Source organism: Roseibium sp. MMSF_3544, assembly GCF_030732845.1.
In the GTDB taxonomy this organism is placed as follows: domain Bacteria; phylum Pseudomonadota; class Alphaproteobacteria; order Rhizobiales; family Stappiaceae; genus Roseibium.
This window is the reverse complement of sequence record NZ_JASHKA010000009.1, coordinates 182,648-200,401: the sequence shown is the minus strand read 5'-3', so window position 1 is coordinate 200,401 and position 17,754 is coordinate 182,648. Positions and strand designations below refer to the sequence as shown.

General features: G+C 57.9%; 23 protein-coding genes. 12 read left to right on the top strand and 11 right to left on the bottom strand.

The window, feature by feature from the left end:
* Positions 1-6: 6 nt before the first annotated feature.
* The 3 genes from RBB47_RS15190 to RBB47_RS15180 form a co-directional block, all read right to left on the bottom strand.
* Positions 7-756, bottom strand: a complete 750-nt coding sequence (locus RBB47_RS15190; protein ID WP_305986669.1) for an electron transfer flavoprotein subunit beta/FixA family protein — start codon at positions 754-756, stop codon at positions 7-9.
* Positions 757-1,032: 276 nt separating this feature from the next.
* Positions 1,033-1,737 carry a hypothetical protein gene (locus tag RBB47_RS15185; protein ID WP_305986668.1) on the bottom strand — a complete coding sequence of 235 codons (705 nt, stop codon included), beginning with the start codon at positions 1,735-1,737 and terminating at the stop codon, positions 1,033-1,035.
* On the bottom strand, positions 1,734-2,249 hold the full coding sequence (locus RBB47_RS15180) for an RNA polymerase sigma factor (RefSeq protein ID WP_305986738.1): 516 nt from the start codon (positions 2,247-2,249) through the stop codon (positions 1,734-1,736). The genes RBB47_RS15185 and RBB47_RS15180 overlap by 4 nt, the downstream gene beginning before the upstream one ends.
* A gap of 204 nt (positions 2,250-2,453) precedes the next feature.
* Here RBB47_RS15180 and RBB47_RS15175 point away from each other — a divergent pair, with 204 nt between their 5' ends.
* Together RBB47_RS15175 and RBB47_RS15170 are read left to right on the top strand one after the other, a co-directional pair.
* Entirely contained in the window at positions 2,454-2,945 is a 492-nt protein-coding gene (locus RBB47_RS15175; protein WP_305986667.1) for a hypothetical protein, read from the top strand.
* A gap of 99 nt (positions 2,946-3,044) precedes the next feature.
* On the top strand, positions 3,045-3,356 hold the full coding sequence (locus tag RBB47_RS15170) for an RT0821/Lpp0805 family surface protein (protein WP_305986666.1): 312 nt from the start codon (positions 3,045-3,047) through the stop codon (positions 3,354-3,356).
* Between the two features lie 9 nt (positions 3,357-3,365).
* Here the strand turns inward: RBB47_RS15170 and RBB47_RS15165 are convergent, their stop codons facing one another.
* From RBB47_RS15165 to RBB47_RS15145, 5 genes are all read right to left on the bottom strand, one after another.
* On the bottom strand, positions 3,366-4,058 hold the full coding sequence (locus RBB47_RS15165) for a rhomboid family intramembrane serine protease (RefSeq protein ID WP_305986665.1): 693 nt from the start codon (positions 4,056-4,058) through the stop codon (positions 3,366-3,368).
* 38 nt (positions 4,059-4,096) lie between these two features.
* Positions 4,097-4,672 (bottom strand): cob(I)yrinic acid a,c-diamide adenosyltransferase, encoded by a 576-nt coding sequence (locus RBB47_RS15160; RefSeq protein WP_305986664.1) that lies wholly within the window; start codon positions 4,670-4,672, stop codon positions 4,097-4,099.
* A gap of 36 nt (positions 4,673-4,708) precedes the next feature.
* Positions 4,709-4,906 carry a twin transmembrane helix small protein gene (locus RBB47_RS15155; protein ID WP_305986663.1) on the bottom strand — a complete coding sequence of 66 codons (198 nt, stop codon included), beginning with the start codon at positions 4,904-4,906 and terminating at the stop codon, positions 4,709-4,711.
* Between the two features lie 38 nt (positions 4,907-4,944).
* On the bottom strand, positions 4,945-5,817 hold the full coding sequence (locus RBB47_RS15150) for an SDR family NAD(P)-dependent oxidoreductase (RefSeq protein ID WP_305986662.1): 873 nt from the start codon (positions 5,815-5,817) through the stop codon (positions 4,945-4,947).
* Between the two features lie 69 nt (positions 5,818-5,886).
* Complete coding sequence (locus tag RBB47_RS15145; RefSeq protein ID WP_371932793.1) at positions 5,887-7,161, bottom strand: ubiquinone biosynthesis hydroxylase; 1,275 nt, start codon at positions 7,159-7,161, stop codon at positions 5,887-5,889.
* A gap of 95 nt (positions 7,162-7,256) precedes the next feature.
* Between RBB47_RS15145 and tesB the strand changes: the two genes are divergently transcribed.
* A complete protein-coding gene (gene tesB, locus RBB47_RS15140) occupies positions 7,257-8,123 on the top strand; it encodes an acyl-CoA thioesterase II (protein WP_305986660.1) in 867 nt (288 codons plus the stop codon).
* Positions 8,124-8,435: 312 nt separating this feature from the next.
* Here tesB and RBB47_RS15135 read toward each other — a convergent pair whose 3' ends face one another.
* Positions 8,436-9,656: a GTP-binding protein gene (locus RBB47_RS15135; RefSeq protein ID WP_305986659.1), complete on the bottom strand. Its 1,221-nt coding sequence runs from the start codon at positions 9,654-9,656 to the stop codon at positions 8,436-8,438.
* Between the two features lie 204 nt (positions 9,657-9,860).
* Between RBB47_RS15135 and RBB47_RS15130 the strand changes: the two genes are divergently transcribed.
* Positions 9,861-10,067: a ParD-like family protein gene (locus RBB47_RS15130; RefSeq protein WP_305986737.1), complete on the top strand. Its 207-nt coding sequence runs from the start codon at positions 9,861-9,863 to the stop codon at positions 10,065-10,067.
* Between the two features lies 1 nt (position 10,068).
* Positions 10,069-10,848 (top strand): type I methionyl aminopeptidase, encoded by a 780-nt coding sequence (gene map / locus RBB47_RS15125; RefSeq protein ID WP_305986658.1) that lies wholly within the window; start codon positions 10,069-10,071, stop codon positions 10,846-10,848.
* Between the two features lie 72 nt (positions 10,849-10,920).
* Here map and RBB47_RS15120 read toward each other — a convergent pair whose 3' ends face one another.
* Together RBB47_RS15120 and RBB47_RS15115 are read right to left on the bottom strand one after the other, a co-directional pair.
* Positions 10,921-11,214: a hypothetical protein gene (locus RBB47_RS15120; RefSeq protein WP_305986657.1), complete on the bottom strand. Its 294-nt coding sequence runs from the start codon at positions 11,212-11,214 to the stop codon at positions 10,921-10,923.
* 191 nt (positions 11,215-11,405) lie between these two features.
* A complete protein-coding gene (locus RBB47_RS15115; RefSeq protein ID WP_305986656.1) occupies positions 11,406-12,797 on the bottom strand; it encodes a D-alanyl-D-alanine carboxypeptidase family protein in 1,392 nt (463 codons plus the stop codon).
* A 368-nt stretch (positions 12,798-13,165) separates the two neighbouring features.
* Here RBB47_RS15115 and RBB47_RS15110 point away from each other — a divergent pair, with 368 nt between their 5' ends.
* From RBB47_RS15110 to ureC, 7 genes are all read left to right on the top strand, one after another.
* Positions 13,166-14,020, top strand: a complete 855-nt coding sequence (locus RBB47_RS15110; protein ID WP_305986655.1) for an urease accessory protein UreD — start codon at positions 13,166-13,168, stop codon at positions 14,018-14,020.
* Positions 14,021-14,051: 31 nt separating this feature from the next.
* Positions 14,052-14,354, top strand: a complete 303-nt coding sequence (locus RBB47_RS15105) for an urease subunit gamma (protein WP_305986654.1) — start codon at positions 14,052-14,054, stop codon at positions 14,352-14,354.
* A 17-nt stretch (positions 14,355-14,371) separates the two neighbouring features.
* Positions 14,372-14,677 (top strand): urease subunit beta, encoded by a 306-nt coding sequence (locus RBB47_RS15100; protein WP_305986653.1) that lies wholly within the window; start codon positions 14,372-14,374, stop codon positions 14,675-14,677.
* Positions 14,674-15,102, top strand: a complete 429-nt coding sequence (locus RBB47_RS15095; RefSeq protein ID WP_305986652.1) for a lysozyme inhibitor LprI family protein — start codon at positions 14,674-14,676, stop codon at positions 15,100-15,102. The genes RBB47_RS15100 and RBB47_RS15095 overlap by 4 nt, the downstream gene beginning before the upstream one ends.
* Positions 15,102-15,539, top strand: a complete 438-nt coding sequence (locus tag RBB47_RS15090) for a lysozyme inhibitor LprI family protein (RefSeq protein ID WP_305986651.1) — start codon at positions 15,102-15,104, stop codon at positions 15,537-15,539. The genes RBB47_RS15095 and RBB47_RS15090 overlap by 1 nt, the downstream gene beginning before the upstream one ends.
* 268 nt (positions 15,540-15,807) lie before the next feature.
* On the top strand, positions 15,808-16,017 hold the full coding sequence (locus RBB47_RS15085) for a hypothetical protein (protein ID WP_305986650.1): 210 nt from the start codon (positions 15,808-15,810) through the stop codon (positions 16,015-16,017).
* A 3-nt stretch (positions 16,018-16,020) separates the two neighbouring features.
* Positions 16,021-17,733, top strand: coding sequence for an urease subunit alpha (ureC, locus tag RBB47_RS15080; RefSeq protein WP_305986649.1), 1,713 nt, complete (start codon positions 16,021-16,023; stop codon positions 17,731-17,733).
* The last annotated feature ends 21 nt before the right edge of the window (positions 17,734-17,754 follow it).

Here is a 17,754-nt window from a genome sequence, read left to right as displayed (position 1 = left end):
GCCGCCTTAAAGGACACCGGCTTCGTTTTTCAGTTTTTCGACGAGTTCTGCGATGGACCCCACCTTGATGCCAGCCTCGCGTGCCGGCGGTTCGGTGGTTGTGACCACAGTAAGCCTCGGCGTGACGTCAACGCCGAAATCTTCGGGCGTCTTTTCGTCGATCGGCTTTTTCTTCGCCTTCATGATGTTCGGCAGGGACGCGTAGCGCGGCTCATTGAGGCGCAGGTCCGTGGTGATGATGGCCGGCAATGTCAGCTTTACGGTCTGCAGACCGCCATCGACTTCACGCGTTACATCAATCGAGCCTTCCGCGACATCGATTTTGGATGCGAATGTGCCCTGGCTCCAGCCCAGAAGCGCTGACAACATCTGGCCGGTCTGGTTGCAGTCGTCATCGATCGCCTGCTTGCCGACGATCACGAGACCCGGCTCTTCGGCATCCACGATTGCTTTCAAGATCTTTGCGACGGCCAGCGGCTCGGTGATTTCATCCGTTTTCACGAGGATGCCCCGGTCCGCCCCCATCGCAAGACCTGTGCGCAGGGTCTCTGTTGCCTGCTGCGGGCCGACGGAGACGACGATGACTTCGCTCGCCTTGCCGGCTTCCTTCAGTCTCAGGGCTTCTTCGACGGAGATCTCGTCAAACGGATTCATGGACATCTTGACGTTCGCAAGATCGACGCCCGAACCGTCGGGTTTGACACGGACTTTAACGTTGTAATCGATGACCCGCTTCACGGGTACGAGGATTTTCATTTGGTCTCAACCTCTTCCAGGGCCGGTTTTCACCGCACTGCATTTCCAGGCTCACCCGGCGACATGACCTTGGGTCACAAACGGCGGAAACAAGCCAATCGTGGCGCATGGCGCGCGACCGTACTGACCAGCACGTCAGCTGTCAATCGCGCGATAGCGCGCAAGGGCGGAATTTGCCGGGCGTGGAAAAAGATGCGTCGCAATGATGATAGTTTGCAAAAAAACAGGCGGCTGAAAACCGCCTGTTTTTCGAAAGTGTGCCGGGAAAACTCTAGGTCAGATACCTGCTTCGCTCGTTTCCGGCGAAAAATTGTCCGAGACAGGTTCGGCGAACACCGTGGTCCAGGTCCCGTTTTCATCACGGCAGGCCGTGCCGCGGATCGTCAGGTCCATACGGCTGAAGGTCGACTGTCGAAGATATTCCCGGCACCAATGACCACTTTTGCTCTTGTACGTCTTGATAGGCGTCAGAACTTCGGTCCAATTGCCTTCCTGCCCAATATAAACAGGCTCTCCGCTGACCTTGGTCTCAAGTGCTTCCTGAACGGTTTGCGCCAGCAACATCCGTTCAGTTTCCATATGAGCGGCCAGCGATGCAACGGCTTGATCCATGCGCGACTGCATCCAGAACGCGGTTGACATGAAGGTCCCCGCAACGAGGACCAGGACTGCCGCAATCTGCACCATCGGGCTTGTCCAGAACGTATGCGCCCGAGGGGCCGCGATCACGCCGCGCTTCTCGAACTCCTTGTCGATGACCGACCTGAATCTTGCCATGCTGTCGTCGGGCACATCGGCAGGCAGCGCATTTTGGAGCAAGGCATTGTCTGCGGCCATTCCGCGCATGAGCAGCGCGCCGTCGCCGGTCTCCTTGATATCCTGCAACAGCTCGTTCCGCTCGGCGGCACTTCCTTCGCCGTCGAGAATCTTGCCGATGTTTTCCGCCAACAGGATCTGTTCGCGTTTCTCGTCAAACGTCATGACACACCTCCTGGCATGCTGCGTAGCGTGACCCCTGGCGCGGTTTCCTTCGCCTCCAGGAATTCTCTGAGTTTCAATCTCGCCCGGGCGAGGCGGCTGGTCACGGTTCCAATCGGAACGCCGAGTTCGGCCGCAACGTCCTTGTAACTTTGTCCTTCGATCGCGATTTTCAGAAGAACCTCGCGATTATCCTCTTCAAGCTGTCCTATGAACGCCTGAACTTTCTGCAGTTCCAGACTGCTGGCAGCCGCTTTCGCGCCATCATAACTTTCTTCAAAATCCATCATAGCCAAATCAAACAAACGGGCCCGGTTGGCGCCGTCCCTCACAGAATTAAAATATAAATTTTGCAGAATGCGGAACATCCAGCTGTCGAGGCGGGTCGCGGGGTCGAACTGATCCAAGGACCGAATGGCACGCTCGCACGTTGTCTGGACCAGGTCGTCAGCCTGATCCGGATTCCGGCACAGTCTCAGTGCGAAACTCCTTAGCTTCGGCAGCAAACGGATCATCTCCGTTTTCAGGGATTCATCAGACAAGGAGTTCTCCGCAAAACCGCTCTCGAAAAAACAACACGTGAAACGACCTTTTCATCCTTTTATTTTTTCATTAATGGTGCGGAAGAAATGAGACCACCGTGTGTTATGTGTGCAAGGGAATAGGGCATCCGTTCCCGTACGTCGCAACAAAGCAACTTACTGAATAGCCGGAACCCGATGAAACGCACTCGCCAGAATTCATTGCAAGACCGCCTCTCTGCGATGTTCCGCATTCTGCCGAGTGTTGCGGCCTCGGCGTTGGTGTTCTCTCTCGTCTACTTTAGCCCCTTGATTGACTTGAAGGATTCCAACGCCGCGGCTGCACAATCGGGCGACGGCGGCGGTGGCGGCAGCAGTGGGGGCGGCAAAGGCGGCGGCGGTGACGGCGGCGGCGGTGGCCGCTCAGGTGGCGACGGCGGAGGCCGGTCAGGTGGCGATGGCGGCGGCCGGTCGTCAGACGGGCGCGAAGGCTGGAACTCTGAACAAGAGAAACGCGCTGCTGCAAGTCCCAGCCAAAATTCCGGACAATCTGCCTCAGAAAAGTCTAACTCTGGCGGTCTGCTTAAAGGCGTTGTTAAGGGCAGCCAGTTCAGTGGCGACAGCGAACCTTCCGGCGGCATTCTGTCGAGAAACCAGGAACGGGAGGCGATCGCAAACGGCTGGAAGTAGATCCAAGAGGCGGGATCAACGTTGGGACGTTACAGGAATTTGCTCTCCGCAAGAGTTGTACTTGCGGCCTCGAGCCTAGCAGCTCTATCGGCGTGCACGATGATATCGACGCAAGAGCAGAACGAGGCTGTCGCAGCGTCTTTACCGGCAGCGCTCGAAACCACCGACAAATCGATGGCAGATTCAAATCTCCAGATTGCCTTGGAAAACAAGCTGTCTGGTGAGTCGACGCGTTGGAAAAGCCCGTCCAGCGGCACCAGCGGGTCCGTTACGCCACTGCGCACCTGGAAAACGACCGAAGGCACCTATTGCCGTTCCTACAGCGAGCGCATAACCCTGGCATCCGGAAAGTCGGTCAACCGCCGCGGCGTCGCCTGCCGCAATCCGAACGCCGTATGGGAGACAACCTGACGTTCCTCGTCAGGCCAGGTTGCGGTCAAACAGGGCAACTCCCTTGCGCCTGAAAAAAATCACCAGAACGGCGCCCGCGGCCAATCCCCCGACATGCGCAATCCAGGCCACCTGACTGTCAGCGGCTATCACGGCATTGACGATCTGGAAGATCACCCAGGCTCCAAGCAACCATTGTGCTGTCAGGCGCAGTGGTATTCGCCCAAATGCAAGGACCCACACTTTGACGCGCGGGTGCAACATCAGATAAGCGGCGACCACGCCTGAAACCGCGCCAGACGCACCGATCAGCGGTACCTGTGAGTTGTGATCCAGGATGGCATAGGCAAATCCACCCGCAGCCGCGCATATCAGGTAAAACAACAAGTAACGGACGTGCCCCATGGCATCTTCGACGTTGTCGCCAAACACCCACAGGAAAAGCATATTGCCGATCAGATGCATGAAACTGCCGTGCAGAAAGGCGTAAGTAATCAAAGACATCCAGTCCGGCAGCACCTGAACGTGTGGCGCAAGATCGCGGATATCAAAAAGGACAACCGGTATAAGACCGTGTGAAACCGACGACGCGCCCACGGCTTGCTGTTCGCCCGCGCCCTGCAGGGCAAGGAACACCAGGATATTCAGGGCGATGATCGTGAGGTTCACGAATGGCCATGGCACGTGCTCAAGGCGGTTTTGATCATGAATCGGAATGAACATTCAGCGATCGGCCCCCGTAAATCGCTCTCGTCAAGTTTTCATCGGTTCTGACCGGGTACCCACAAGACGTCGCTTTCGCCTTTGCCGTTCAGATACCGGGACGCGACAAAAAAATAATCGGACAGGCGGTTCATGTATCGCACAGCTGCAGGGTTGATCTTCTCGCTGGAGGCAAGATCCACCATCAGCCGCTCGGCACGTCGCGACACGGTCCGGGCAAGGTGAAGGTAGGCGGATGCACCGCTCCCGCCGGGCAAAACGAAAGACCGCAAAGGCGAAAGCTCGGAATTCAGTTCGTCAATCGCGCTTTCGATTGCAGAGACCTGAGCGTCGGTCATGCGCAACGGCTCATAGCCGAGATCCTGATCCGTTTCCGGTGTGGCAAGGTCTGCGCCCAGGTCGAACAAATCGTTCTGAATCCGGCCGAGAACCGTATCGATTACGGGAGCGTCCGCTGCTGTATGCAAGCGCACAAGCCCGACAACCGCATTTGTCTCGTCAACTGTCCCGTAGGCCTCGATCCTGAGATCGCTCTTCGGGCGTCTTTCTCCGGTTCCGAGCGCGGTCGTGCCGTCGTCACCGGTTTTTGTATAAATCTTGTTCAAGACAACCATATCGTCCCGTTCCCCATCTGTGCCCGCTCGCGGGTGCTACACGCCGGACCCGAAGAAATAGAGCCCGCCCATGACGAGGACAATGACCAGAAACTGCAATCCGACGCGCCAGCGCATCAGCATCTGCGACCGGTTCGCCGGGCCGTTTCTGAACATGTTCCAGATCCCGAGCAGGAGAACGATGGCGACTGCAGCCATGCCGACCGGAATTAGAATGCGTACAATTTCAGCCATTATCTTTCCCTGTTGGACCGTTTCTTCGAATGGTTCGCCTATTCTTCGGCGTCTGCGGCCCTGATACAAAATTTGTCCAGAAGAACGGTCGGCAAAACACGTTTCGCCGCCGCCATCACGGTGGTGGGTATTGTGACATGATACCGCGCTTTCGGGCGTTTGGCTTCAAGCGCATGTACCAGCCGCTTGACCACCGCGCCCGGTGGAAGTTTGAAGGGTCCCGGCTCGCCGGATTCCATACGGATGCGCCGTTTTTCATATGTTTCCCGAAACACCGAAGACCTGAGTCCTTCTTCGCCGATCCACTTGTCGAAATTGGCAAGCGTATTTTGCGTGAACCGGGTGTCGATCGGACCCGGCTCGATGAGAGACACATGCAATCCGCTGCCTTTGAGTTCTTGCCGCAAAGTGTCCGTATACGCTTCCAGCGCAAATTTGGACGCAGTGTAGGCGCCCCGAAACTTTAGCGCCACGAAGCCAAGTACAGAAGAACATTGCACGATCCGCCCCGATCTGTTGGAGCGCATCGCCGGAATAAGCTGGCGTGTCAGGTCGTGCCAGCCGATAAAGTTGGCGTCAAACAGGGCGCGAAGCGCTTCTGGCGGAATATCTTCAAGGGCGCCAGGCACAGCATAGGCACCATTGTTGAAAACCGCACTCAATCTGCCGTCGGTGAGATCCAGGACGGTCTCCGCCGTCTCGCGGATAGTCGTTGGGTCTTCATAGTCCAGCCGGTAGGCTTCGAAACCCTGGGCGGCGAGCCGGTCGACATCCTCCTGCTTGCGCGCGGTCGGAAAGACCCGCCAGTTTCGGCCACGCAATATATGCGCCGCTTCCGCGCCAATTCCCGAGGAACACCCGGTGATCAGAATTGAGCGGTGCAATGCGTCACCCTCTTGGAGGTCGTTCATTCAAGGCAGATCCGAATCAAGCAGGCCCCTGTGAGATGGCGGCTGTCACCATCAATCCGGCAAGTCCTATCAGATTGGTTCCCCGGAAAGCAATTTCGGAACAGGCCCGGCAAATCCCGCAGCTTCCTTGATGAAGTGACTTTTCAACCCCGGCATACGGTCCACAAGACCCAATCCGAAGTCGCGGGCCGCCCGAAGAATGTCGTTATCATTGGAGAACAGCCGGTTCAGCACGTCAGTGACGACGCCCATCTGGAACGTATCGAACCGCCGCCAGCGCTGATACCGCTCCAGCACATCAAACGCGCCCGGATCCTGACCGAGGCGGCGCGCATCGACCAGCACCTCCGCAAGCGCCGCGACATCCTTGAACCCGAGATTGAGACCTTGCCCGGCAATCGGGTGAATGCCGTGGGCGGCATCACCGATCAGGGCGAACCTGGGTTTGACAAAGTCACGCGCCAGTTTCAGTCCAAGCGGATAGGCGCGCGGCTTACCCTCGACCTCCAGTTTGCCCAGATGATGGCCGAAGCGGCGTTCAAGCTCGAGTTCGAAGGTGAATTCGTCGGACCGCACCAGCCGGTCTGCATCCAGCGTCTTTTCCGTCCACACAAGAGACGATCTGTTGCCGGGAAGAGGCAGGATCGCAAACGGCCCGGCCGGCAGGAAATGCTCTTCCGCACGTCCATTGTGTGGTCGCTCGTGTTTGACGGTGGTGACGATCCCGGATTGTCCATAGTCCCAGTTCACTGTCCGGATACCTGCAAGTTCCCGCAGTTTGGACCTGACCCCGTCTGCCGCGACCAGCAAGCGGCCTTTCAAAACCTTGCCACCCTCCAGTTCTAGTTCGGCATGATCAGAGAACGTGCGAAACGTCTCGGCGGTTCCGGGTGCGAAGAAAGAGACATCAAGAGACTTGGCGGCTTTGTAAAGCGCCGGCATCATGACGCCATTCGGCACCATATGGGCAAACGGTTCGCCTTCGGTCGCCTCCCCATCAAATGTCAGAAAGACGGGACGGACCGCATCCCGCAGCTTGCTGTCCGTGACGATCATCTCGTTGATCGGCTGGGCGTCCGCTTCAATTTTCTGCCAGATACCGAGTTGTGCGAGCATGCGCGATGCCGCAGCTGCAATTGCCGATGCCCGCGGGTCCCTGTGGAGCTGATCCATGGGTTTCGGATCAACAACGGCACATTTCAAGCTGGAATCACCCTGTTTCAGTGCCACCGCGAGAGACAGGCCGACATATCCGCCGCCTGCTATCAGGACATCGAACATCTCCGCGGTTTCTTTTTTCTTCGCCAATGCTTTTCTCCCGGCCTCCGGCTTCCCCAAAGGCATCTTGACTTTAACGTCAGGTCCCGTCCAAGAGTGCATTTCTCGACAAGCACGTCCAGCCACCTTCTGTGCTGCACTCTCTAACAGGGATCACGCCGATGAACACGGCCATCGACAATCTTCTGCAGATACTTGATCTGGAGCCGCTGGAAAGCAATCTGTTCCGTGGTCGCAGCCCCCAGGTCGGCTGGCAACGGGTTTTTGGTGGTCAGGTCATCGGGCAGGCGCTAGTCGCTGCCTCCCGGACCGTGGTCGAAGAACGCCATATTCATTCGCTGCACGGTTATTTCCTGCGGCCCGGAGATCCGCAGGTTCCCATCATCTACGAGGTGGACCGGATCCGGGACGGCGGCAGCTTTACCACCCGGCGCGTCATCGCCATTCAGCATGGCGAAGCAATATTTTCCATGTCGGCGTCGTTTCAGGTGCATGAAGACGGTCTTGAACATCAGGCCGACATGCCGGATGTGCCGAAGCCAGACGAACTGCCAAGCGATCAGGAATTGAAGGAAAAGTTTCTCTCTGTGGCACCGGAAAACGTGCGCCGCTATTGGGAACGCGAACGGCCGATCGAGATGCGTCCTGTTGAACTGACGCACTACTTCAGCAAAAAGCCGCTGCCACCTCAACAATATGTCTGGGTAAGGGCAACCGGCCGGCTGCCTGACGATGAACGCATCCATCAGTGCGTTCTGGCCTATGCATCGGACATGACGCTGCTCGATACTTCACTTTTCCCGCATGGCACGTCGGTTTTCAGCCCGAAAATCCAGGCTGCGAGCCTTGATCACTCAATGTGGTTCCACCGACCCTTTCGTGCCGACGAGTGGTTGCTCTACGCCACCGACAGCACGTCATCCTCTGGCTCGCGCGGCATGAACAGAGGGTCCCTGTTCACCCTCGACGGCAAACTGGTCGCCTCAACGGCACAGGAAGGCCTGATCCGGCTGCGGCGGAAGGACTGATCCCTTTCTTGGAACCGTGTTTCCGTCCTGAAAAGATCAGCCAACTGCTCTTGAAGATACCGCCCATCCTTCGAGACGCCGCTCACGCGGCTCCTCAGGATGAAGGCTGTGATCGTGACATCATTCTGCCCGCCAGGCCGACCGCGCCATTTGGCAGAGGTGATGGTCTATTAGGTAGCCAATCCCCAATCACGACCTCATCTTGTGGAAGCGCGCAGCACTGTCTCGGAGGGTGGCCGCCTGCAACCAGCCCTCGGAAAGCAGGATCTTCGATATGAGGGCTTGTCTAAAAACGCAAGTCGGCTCCGAAACTCAACGCACAGGGCTGGTGAACCCGGACACCGCCAGTGGATTGTCACTCAAGGCCTGATGATCGGGTGTATCCGGCAACAATGCCCCGGAAAAGGCCTCGAACATCTTTCGCACGAAACCTTCCGGCAGATCCTTGGTGATAAACACCATGCGTGTGCGCCGGTCGTCGTCCGGCCAAGCATCCAGCGTCTCCGGCGGATGGAAGACGTGCTGAACCCCGTGAACGACAACCGGGCGGTCGCGGTCTTCGGCGAGTTGCACGATGCCTTTCACGCGCAGAAGCTTGGGACCATGGGCCGAGCGCAGCAGATCGAGAAACATTTCAAGCGCAGAGGCTGGAACCGGCCGGTCCGTGGCGAGCGTGAAGGCACGAATGGTTTCGCTGTGGCGATTGACGTCATGCGGGTGATGGTGCCCATGATGATGATCGTGACCATGGTGATGCCCGTGACTGTGGCCGTGAAAATGCCCATGATCGTGATCGTGAGACGCTTCGGCATAAGCCTCCTCGTTCAACCAGGCCGCAACATCGGGGATCTTGCTCTGCGGGTCATAGAGGCCGGCATTGAACAGTTGACCCGCTTGCGCCTCTCCGGATGAGGCATCAAGCCGACGAGCTCCGGGATTGAGCGCGGCGAGGCGGTTTTCCAGCTGCGCAAAGTTTCCGCGCTCGGCTTCCGTCTTCAGAAGGTCCGTTTTGGTGAACACGATCCGGTCGGCAACAGCCGCCTGTTTGCGTGCCTCTTCATGGTTTTCAAGCGTGGACAGGCCGTTGATCGCATCGACGAGAGTAATCACGCTGTCGAGCCGGTACCGCATGGCGAGATAGGGGTGCAGCATGATCGTATGCAGGATTGGCGCCGGGTCTGCCAACCCGGTTGTTTCAATAACGACCCTGTTGAGCCGGTCCATGCGCCCATTGTCCAGATGGCGCAAAAGATCTTCCAGCGTCGTCACCAGATCGCCCCTGATCGTGCAGCAAAGGCACCCTGAGGAAAGTTCCACGATGCCGTCACCCGCCTGATCGACAAAAAGATGATCGAGACCAATCTCGCCGAACTCGTTGATGATCACAGCCGTGTCCGCCATGACCGGATCTTTCAGGACCCGGTTCAGCAGGGACGTCTTTCCGGACCCCAGAAATCCTGTCAGGACGGATAGGGGGATCGGGGTTTTTGGCCCTCCGCGCCCAGTGTCTTCGGAAGCCTTATTTGACCCCATAAACCGTAACTCCCGTCATTGTACCGCAGGCTCTTGGCCCAGCTGATGGGAGATAGACACCATCTGCCCGGCAAAAATTCGAACGAAACGGCTATCACCTTTTCCAGCCGGACGTCAAAGGGAACAACGACCGTCATCCTGATCGAGATTGCAATGAATATACGAAACGTATATGTTTTATATAAACAAGCAACGGAGGACCTCGTGGGGATCGTGAAAATCGGCGATGAATTGCATGAAGACATCCGGCGGGCCAGCTCCGTGATGTGCAGGTCCATCAATGCGCAGGCAGAATTTTGGATGAAGATCGGCATGCTCGCCGAAGCCAACCCGACCCTCTCCTTCAACGAAATCATCCAGATGCAATTGGAGGCGGCACAAGAGTTCCCTTCGGACGCTGCGGTGGCGTGAGGTGGTCAAAACCCCCGACGAACTCTCGCTGATGCGCGTGTCCGGCAGATTGCTGGCATCGGTCTTTGAGATGCTGGACGCGGAAGACCTTGTCGGCAGGTCAACTCTGGACATCAACGATCTGGTAAATTCCTTTATTGTCGACGTTCTTGCTGCGCGTCCTGCGAGCAGGGGGCAATACGGCTTTGAACATGTTCTGAATTGTTCAGTTAATCATGTGGTTTGTCACGGCGTTCCCGATTCCGGGGAAATCATCTGCGACGGCGACATCGTCAATCTCGACATCACGCTGGAAAAAAACGGCTACATCGCGGATTCGAGCAAGACCTACGTCGTTGGAAATGCCACGCCCGCGGCCCGCCGACTTGTGCGCGTTGCGCAAGGGGCAATGTGGCAGGGGATAAAACAGGTGCGTCCTGGCAATCACATTGGCGATATCGGCTTCGCGATTGAACGGTTCGCCAAGAATAACGGCTATTCGGTTGTGCGGGAATATTGCGGACACGGGATCGGGCGCGCCATGCACGAAGAGCCACAGATCCTGAATTTCGGGCGGCGTGGAACCGGATTGAAACTGCGCGAGGGGATGGTTTTCACGATTGAACCGATGATCAATCAAGGATCTCGCAAGGTGACAACCGAATGCGACGGCTGGAAGGTCGTGACAAGGGATGGAAAACTGTCCGCACAATTCGAGCACACGGTTGCGGTCACCGGCACAGGCGCCGAGGTCCTCACTCTGCGCCGCGGTGAAACGCCGGTTGTCAGCCTGCAGTCGTGACGCGATCACATGCAGTCGCCGCGGCAACTTTTTCAGAGTTGGAAGGACATTTGAGCCGTCAGGTGTGACGGGTCAGCCAGCGTTCAGGACGACCTCTTCGGAGTCGTCTTCTTCGGCGGTATCTTCTGCATCCGCCTCTTCACCGGAAAGATCCATGGGCGTGAGGTCCTGAACGAGATCGATCTCGGATGCGTCCTCATCACATTCTTCGTCGGTGTCAATCACCATGCGCACAGCTTCGGCTGCCTTTCGAAGGGTCGTGATGACTTCCTCGATCGAAACACCGTCTTCCAGCTGATCGGCAGACAGTTCCGCAAGGCTCGCAAGTGCCCGGATAGTCGCAGTGGATCTCGGTTCAATCATCATGTGATTTCTCGACCTAATTCGTGTCCGCGCGTCCAACGCCCATCTGATCCGCCGGTCTTCGGTGCAATCCTTGCCTTGGACCACCTTCGTCAGATGAATGCTTACTGGAGTGTTAAGCAGTACCGTAAATAAACGGTTAACCTTCGCGGTCTGACCCGCCTTCAACGAGGAAAATCTGACCGCCTGAAGGCTTATTTTCGCGGGCTTGGCGTCGGAACCGGTACGGTGAAATCCAAACCTTGCCGGAATATCGAGCCCGGCGCTGCCTGGGCTGTCCCTGTATCCGGTTGCGGAGACACAGCGGAGGCTTGCGCAATTGCGCCCGTCGTGCTGCCTTGCTCCGAGGTCTGCAGTTGGGCCCGGATCTTTATCTCTGCAAGTCTCACCGGATTGGCGACCGGTACCGGAATACCGTCGGCCGGAACAGGCACTCCGGCAACCGACCCTGCCGCAGACGGCGATCCCGTCGGGTTCCCGAGACCCACCTGCAGCGGACGATAGGCGAGCTGCCGCGGCCCGAGTGTCCGGTCCAGGATCTTTGCCCAGTCAGGCTTGCCGTTCGCGAGCGTAAATCCGCTTTCGTCGACATTCTTCAGTTGTCTGTCATTTGCCTTCTTGAAGAACAGGAACCCACCGTTCGACTTATTCTCCATATCGAAACGCGCCATGTACTCCTTGGCGCCTGGGCTTCTGTTGCGCCGGCAATAGCCGTCCGCAGGCGGACCAGCGGACGAACCGGTCAGGCTCGTAACTTTCTGCCCGCCCTTGCGCTTCCTGAAGCCGTTGTCGAAGAGTTGTCGCGCAAAGGCGGTTCGTTCCAAGCCGGACCCGGCGCCCAGGATGATGGCGATCAACGTCCGCCCGCGCCGGGTGACGGAAGCAGCGACATTGTAGCCGGAGTTGCAGATATAGCCGGTCTTCATGCCGTTTGCCCCGGGCACCCGCAGGAGAAACTCGCGGTTCGCCGAGCGCAAAGTTTTCTTGCCGAACCGGATACCGGGATGATTGTAAAAGTCCCGTGCCTCGGGAAAATCGCGCCTCAAGGCCATTGCCAGAATAGCCATGTCGCGTGCAGTGGTGACCTGCCGGTTATCCGGCAAACCGTGCGGATTGGTAAACCGCGTGTTGGTCATGCCAAGACGTTTGGCTTCGCTGTTCATTGCGGCAATAAAGGCTGCTTCGGACCCGGACACCGCTTCGCCCAGCGCGACGGCCACGTCATTCGCCGATTTGATCAGGATAATCTTGAGCGCCGTGTCGATCGTGAATCGCGTTCCGACCTTGAACCCCATCTTGCTCGGCGGCTCGGAGAGAGAATTTTTCGATTGCACCACGGCCGAATTCAGCGCGGCCCGCCCTTCCCGGATCGCCTTGAAGGTCACATAGGCGGTCATCATCTTGGTGAGCGATGCAGGATACCATTTGCGGGTCGCATTCTTTTGCTCGACCACCGCGCCGGTCTTGGCATCAACAAGAATGAACGCGCCAATATCTGCTCGCGCAGGCCCCGCCGCCAGACTCGCAACGAGAACCAAAAAAGCAAAAGAAAAGATTGTCAGGCGGCCAAATGGGCTTGAGAACACGTGTATCCCTCGCTGGTCACACCGCTTAAGAAAACGCACACTGGTTAAAGACTGATTGCCTTGCTTTCTGTGTCTATAAAAAACCGGAACATTTCGCCTAGGGCAACCCCCCGCAGGGATTCCACTTATGCCAAACATTTCAGCAGCCGCCTTCTTTTTGGGCAGTTGCCGGCGACGATCTGACTTATCGCCTGAAATCTCAACCGCTTTTCCCGTCGCGACAGGTGCCAGCGATTGGTCATTTGATTTGGCCCGCCTCTTGCTAAGATCGACGAAACAAGAACTGATGCGCGTAGACAGGCGAGCCGCAGAGCGGCAAAGCGGCAGCGCGGACTGGAAAAAGCGAATGATACCGGGGCGGAAGCAATATGTATGATGCTGCCACAGCATCGCAATTTCACTTGCGGGCAGCAAAATTGCAGCGCGTCGAGGGCATCTCGCGCGTAGGCTTTGAGGTTTCCGGTGGACGAACAAGACTTGCCGATCTCTATCAGCAGGGCTCTGCCAAAATTCGCCTTCCCAAGGTTTATGACAGCGCGTCGACGGCCGTCCTGATCAACACGGCGGGCGGGCTGACAGGCGGCGATTCACTCACCCATGACGCGGCGATCGGCGACAATGCACACGCAATTGTGACCAGCCAGACCGCAGAGCGCGCTTATCGCAGCAATGATGGCTCCGCAAAAATAACAGGACGTTTGAAGGTCGGTGCCGGTGCCACGCTGGAATGGCTGCCGCAGGAAACGATCCTGTTTGATCGCTCCAGTCTTGCGCGCAGGATCGATGCAGACCTTGCCGCAGACGCGCGGCTCATGCTTCTGGAGACAGTCGTGCTGGGCCGCCGGGCAATGGGTGAAGAAGTCCGGTCGGTGGCTTTCAAGGACAGCTGGCGCATTCGGCGCAAAGGCCGGCTGGTCTTTGCCGACGACATCCGCCTTAACGGCAATCCGAACCAGGTGCTGGGCGGATCCGCGACAGCAGCTGGAGGCCACGTGCTTGCAACCTTTGCCGATTGCGCCATCGATGCCGAAGACAGGTTGCCGTTCGCTCGATCCCTTCTCGACGCAGAGCCTGCGAATACCGTGCAATCGGCGGCAAGCGCCTGGAACGGCGTCCTGGTTGCCCGTTTCGTATCCTGTGACAGCCGCGATCTGCGCGACGCCTTGATTTCCTTTCTGACCGGCTATCGCGCTGCCGACTTGCCGCGCGTCTGGTATTGCTGATGCCCCTTTGGAGAAAACGGAGGACTTTCCTGTGAACCTCACGCCCCGCGAGAAGGACAAGCTGCTCGTCTCAATGGCCGCGATGGTCGCCCGCCGACGTCTTGAACGCGGCGTGAAACTCAACCATCCCGAAGCAATCGCGCTCATTACCGACTTCGTTGTGGAGGGCGCGCGCGATGGCCGCTCCGTCGCCGACCTGATGGCGGCAGGCGCTACGGTGCTGACACGCGATCAGGTGATGGAAGGCGTCGCGGAAATGATCCATGATGTTCAGGTCGAGGCGACGTTTCCCGACGGTACGAAACTCGTCACAGTGCACGAACCGATCCGCTGAACCATTGGGAGAATGACGTGATACCCGGAGAACTCTTCCCCGCAGAGGGCACCATTGAGCTGAATGCCGGTCTTGAAACCGTGGAGCTGGACGTTTCCAATACCGGTGACCGGCCCATTCAGGTCGGCAGCCACTACCACTTTGCCGAAACCAATGAAGGATTGTCCTTCGATCGCGAAAAGGCCAGGGGCATGCGGCTGGACATTCCGGCCGGAACGGCGGTTCGTTTCGAACCGGGCCAGACCCGCTCTGTGACGCTGGTGCCCTACCGCGGCAGTAGGACCGTTTACGGCTTCAATCAGAAGGTCATGGGTGAACTATGAACCGCCTTCGCGCCCTGTCCGCAAATGCTTGCCTGACGTTGGGCTTGTTCGGATTCCCGGGCGCTCAGGCAATGGCGCAAAACAGTGTCGACTGTACCGAGCCTCAGACACAGATCGAGATGACATATTGCGCCGAGCAGGACTGGAACGCGGCAGATGCTGACCTGAACGCGGTTTACAAGACGGCCATGGGCAAGATGCGCGAGGTCGATTCCTACCTCTCCGACAGCCTGAAGGGCGCGGCCGACGCCTTGCGGGACGCCCAGCGCGCCTGGATCACCTACCGCGACAAGGCCTGCGCCGCCTACGGGTATCTTGCCCGGGGCGGAACCATGGAACCGCAGCTCATCTATATCTGCCGGGCCAACCTGACGCGTGAGCGTACCAAAGAACTGAAAGATCTTGCAGAAGGACTTGGAAACTGATGCGAAACCGGCTTCCGTTCGTCCTGACGGCCTGTGCGATGCTGATGACAGCAGCGGCTCAGGCACAGGATCAAAATCAAAACCAGAGTCTGGAAAACATCGACTGCGGCTATCCGCTGAACAACAACGAGCGCACCTACTGTGCAGAAAAGGCGCTCAAGGACGCCAATTCCAAGATGGAGGCCGCCTACGAAAAGCTGCACGCCAAGGTGGTCGAGATGGACGATGCCTTGCCGGAGCACCTGAAGGGCAGTCCAGCGGCACTCGAAACCGCGCAAGCAGCCTGGAAGGACTACAGCGAAAAGGACTGCAAAGCCTACAGCTTTCCCTTCATGGGCGGAACGCGTGGCAATGCCCTTTATCGGAATTGCATGATCGTCCTGACGATGCATCGCACGGAAGATCTGGAAGCAACGCTCGAAGACTACGACAACTGATCGAATGATAGTCTTCTCCCCCATACATATTCTTGTTCTAACCGGCTTGGTGCTGCTGGTCGGCGGTCTTTGTATAGGTCTGTTTTTGCAGTTCTCGAAGTCCCATGGTCTTCGCATTGCAGTCCCGTCAGTTATTGTTTCCCTCTTTTTGCTTTTCGTACCGCTCACCAATGTCAACTTGGCCGGATATCGCGGATATCACATAACTGCGCTCACGGTGCTGTTGGTTGCTTCGGTTGCGATTTGGCGAAACCTCAAAAAGCCCATCATGCTTCTTCTGCCGGTCACGACTATCGCCGCCATGGCATATGTCTGGGCGAGTTGGCCTCCAAGCACGCCTGCCGTCTTCAGCTCGCGCGGTCCCGAAGGCTTACCCGGATTATTGTTCCTGGCATTTAACCTTGGAGGGGCTGCGATCCTGGCATTCGTCCTTCTGGTTCATTGCTCCACCTCCCTTACCAAAAAAACGGAGACGTAAGACATGCCGTATCAAATGTCGCGCGCCGCCTATGCGGACATGTTCGGACCGACCACGGGCGACAGACTGCGCCTTGCCGATACGGATCTCGTCATCGAGGTCGAAAAGGACTTCACCACCTATGGTGAGGAAGTGAAATTCGGTGGGGGCAAGGTTATTCGAGACGGCATGGGCCAGTCCCAGGCACCACGGTCGGCAGGTGCCGTCGACACGGTCATCACCAACGCGCTGATCGTTGACCACTGGGGCATCGTCAAGGCCGATGTCGGGTTGAGGGACGGCCGCATCGTCGGCATCGGAAAGGCCGGTAACCCGGACGTACAGCCCGATGTCGACATTGTTGTCGGACCTGGAACCGAGGCGATTGCCGGTGAGGGCAAGATCCTGACCGCAGGCGCATTGGACGTTCACATCCACTTCATCTGCCCACAGCAGATCGACGAAGCGCTCATGTCGGGTGTCACGACGATGCTCGGCGGCGGCACGGGACCGGCGACGGGCACCAACGCGACCACCTGCACACCCGGTCCCTGGCATATCACCCGGATGCTGCAATCCGCCGACAGTTTCCCGATGAACCTTGCCTTTGCGGGCAAGGGCAATGCCTCGCTTCCGGCGGCACTCGAGGAACAGGTGATGGCAGGAGCGTCAGCCCTGAAGCTGCACGAGGACTGGGGCACCACTCCCGCCGCCATCGACACCTGTCTTTCGGTTGCCGATGAATATGACGTTCAGGTGATGATCCACACCGACACGCTCAACGAATCCGGCTTCGTCGAAAACACCACGGCATCCTTCAAGGACCGCACGATCCACGCCTTCCACACGGAAGGCGCCGGCGGCGGCCATGCCCCCGACATCATCAAGGTCTGCGGCGAGTTGAACGTACTGCCATCGTCGACCAATCCGACTAGGCCCTACACGGTCAACACGCTTGAAGAACATCTCGACATGCTCATGGTCTGTCACCATCTCGACAGTTCCATTCCGGAGGATGTCGCCTTTGCCGAGAGCCGCATCCGCAAGGAAACGATAGCCGCCGAAGACATCCTGCATGACATCGGGGCTTTTTCGATCATCGCCTCTGATAGTCAGGCCATGGGCCGGGTCGGCGAAGTCATCATCCGGACCCTGCAGACCGCCCACAAGATGAAGGTCCAGCGGGGCCGCCTGCCGGAAGAAGCCGGCGAAAACGACAATTTCCGCGTTAAGCGCTACATGGCCAAGATGACCATCAACCCGGCGATCGCTCACGGGCTCGACCAGCATGTCGGCTCGATCGAAATCGGCAAGCTGGCGGATCTGGTTCTCTGGGACCCGAAATTCTTCGGTGTGAAGCCGGATATGGTTTTGAAACTCGGCACGATCGCCGCGGCTCCCATGGGCGATCCGAATGCTTCGATCCCGACACCTCAGCCGGTGCATTACAGGCCGATGTTCGGAGCCTTCGGCAAGGCAATGACCGAAAGCCGCGTCACCTTTGTTTCCCAGGCCGCCTATGACACCGGCGTGAAGGACAAGGCAGGCCTCACCAGCATGGTGCTGCCGGTCAAGAATGTACGCGGTGGCATTTCCAAGAAATCCATGGTGCACAACGATGCAACGCCAGACATTGAGGTCCACCCGGAGACCTACGAGGTGCGTGCGGACGGTGAGCTGCTCACCTGCGAACCCGCCGAAGTCCTTCCCATGGCGCAGCGTTACTTCCTGTTTTAGGGTACGGATCGTCGATTGGGA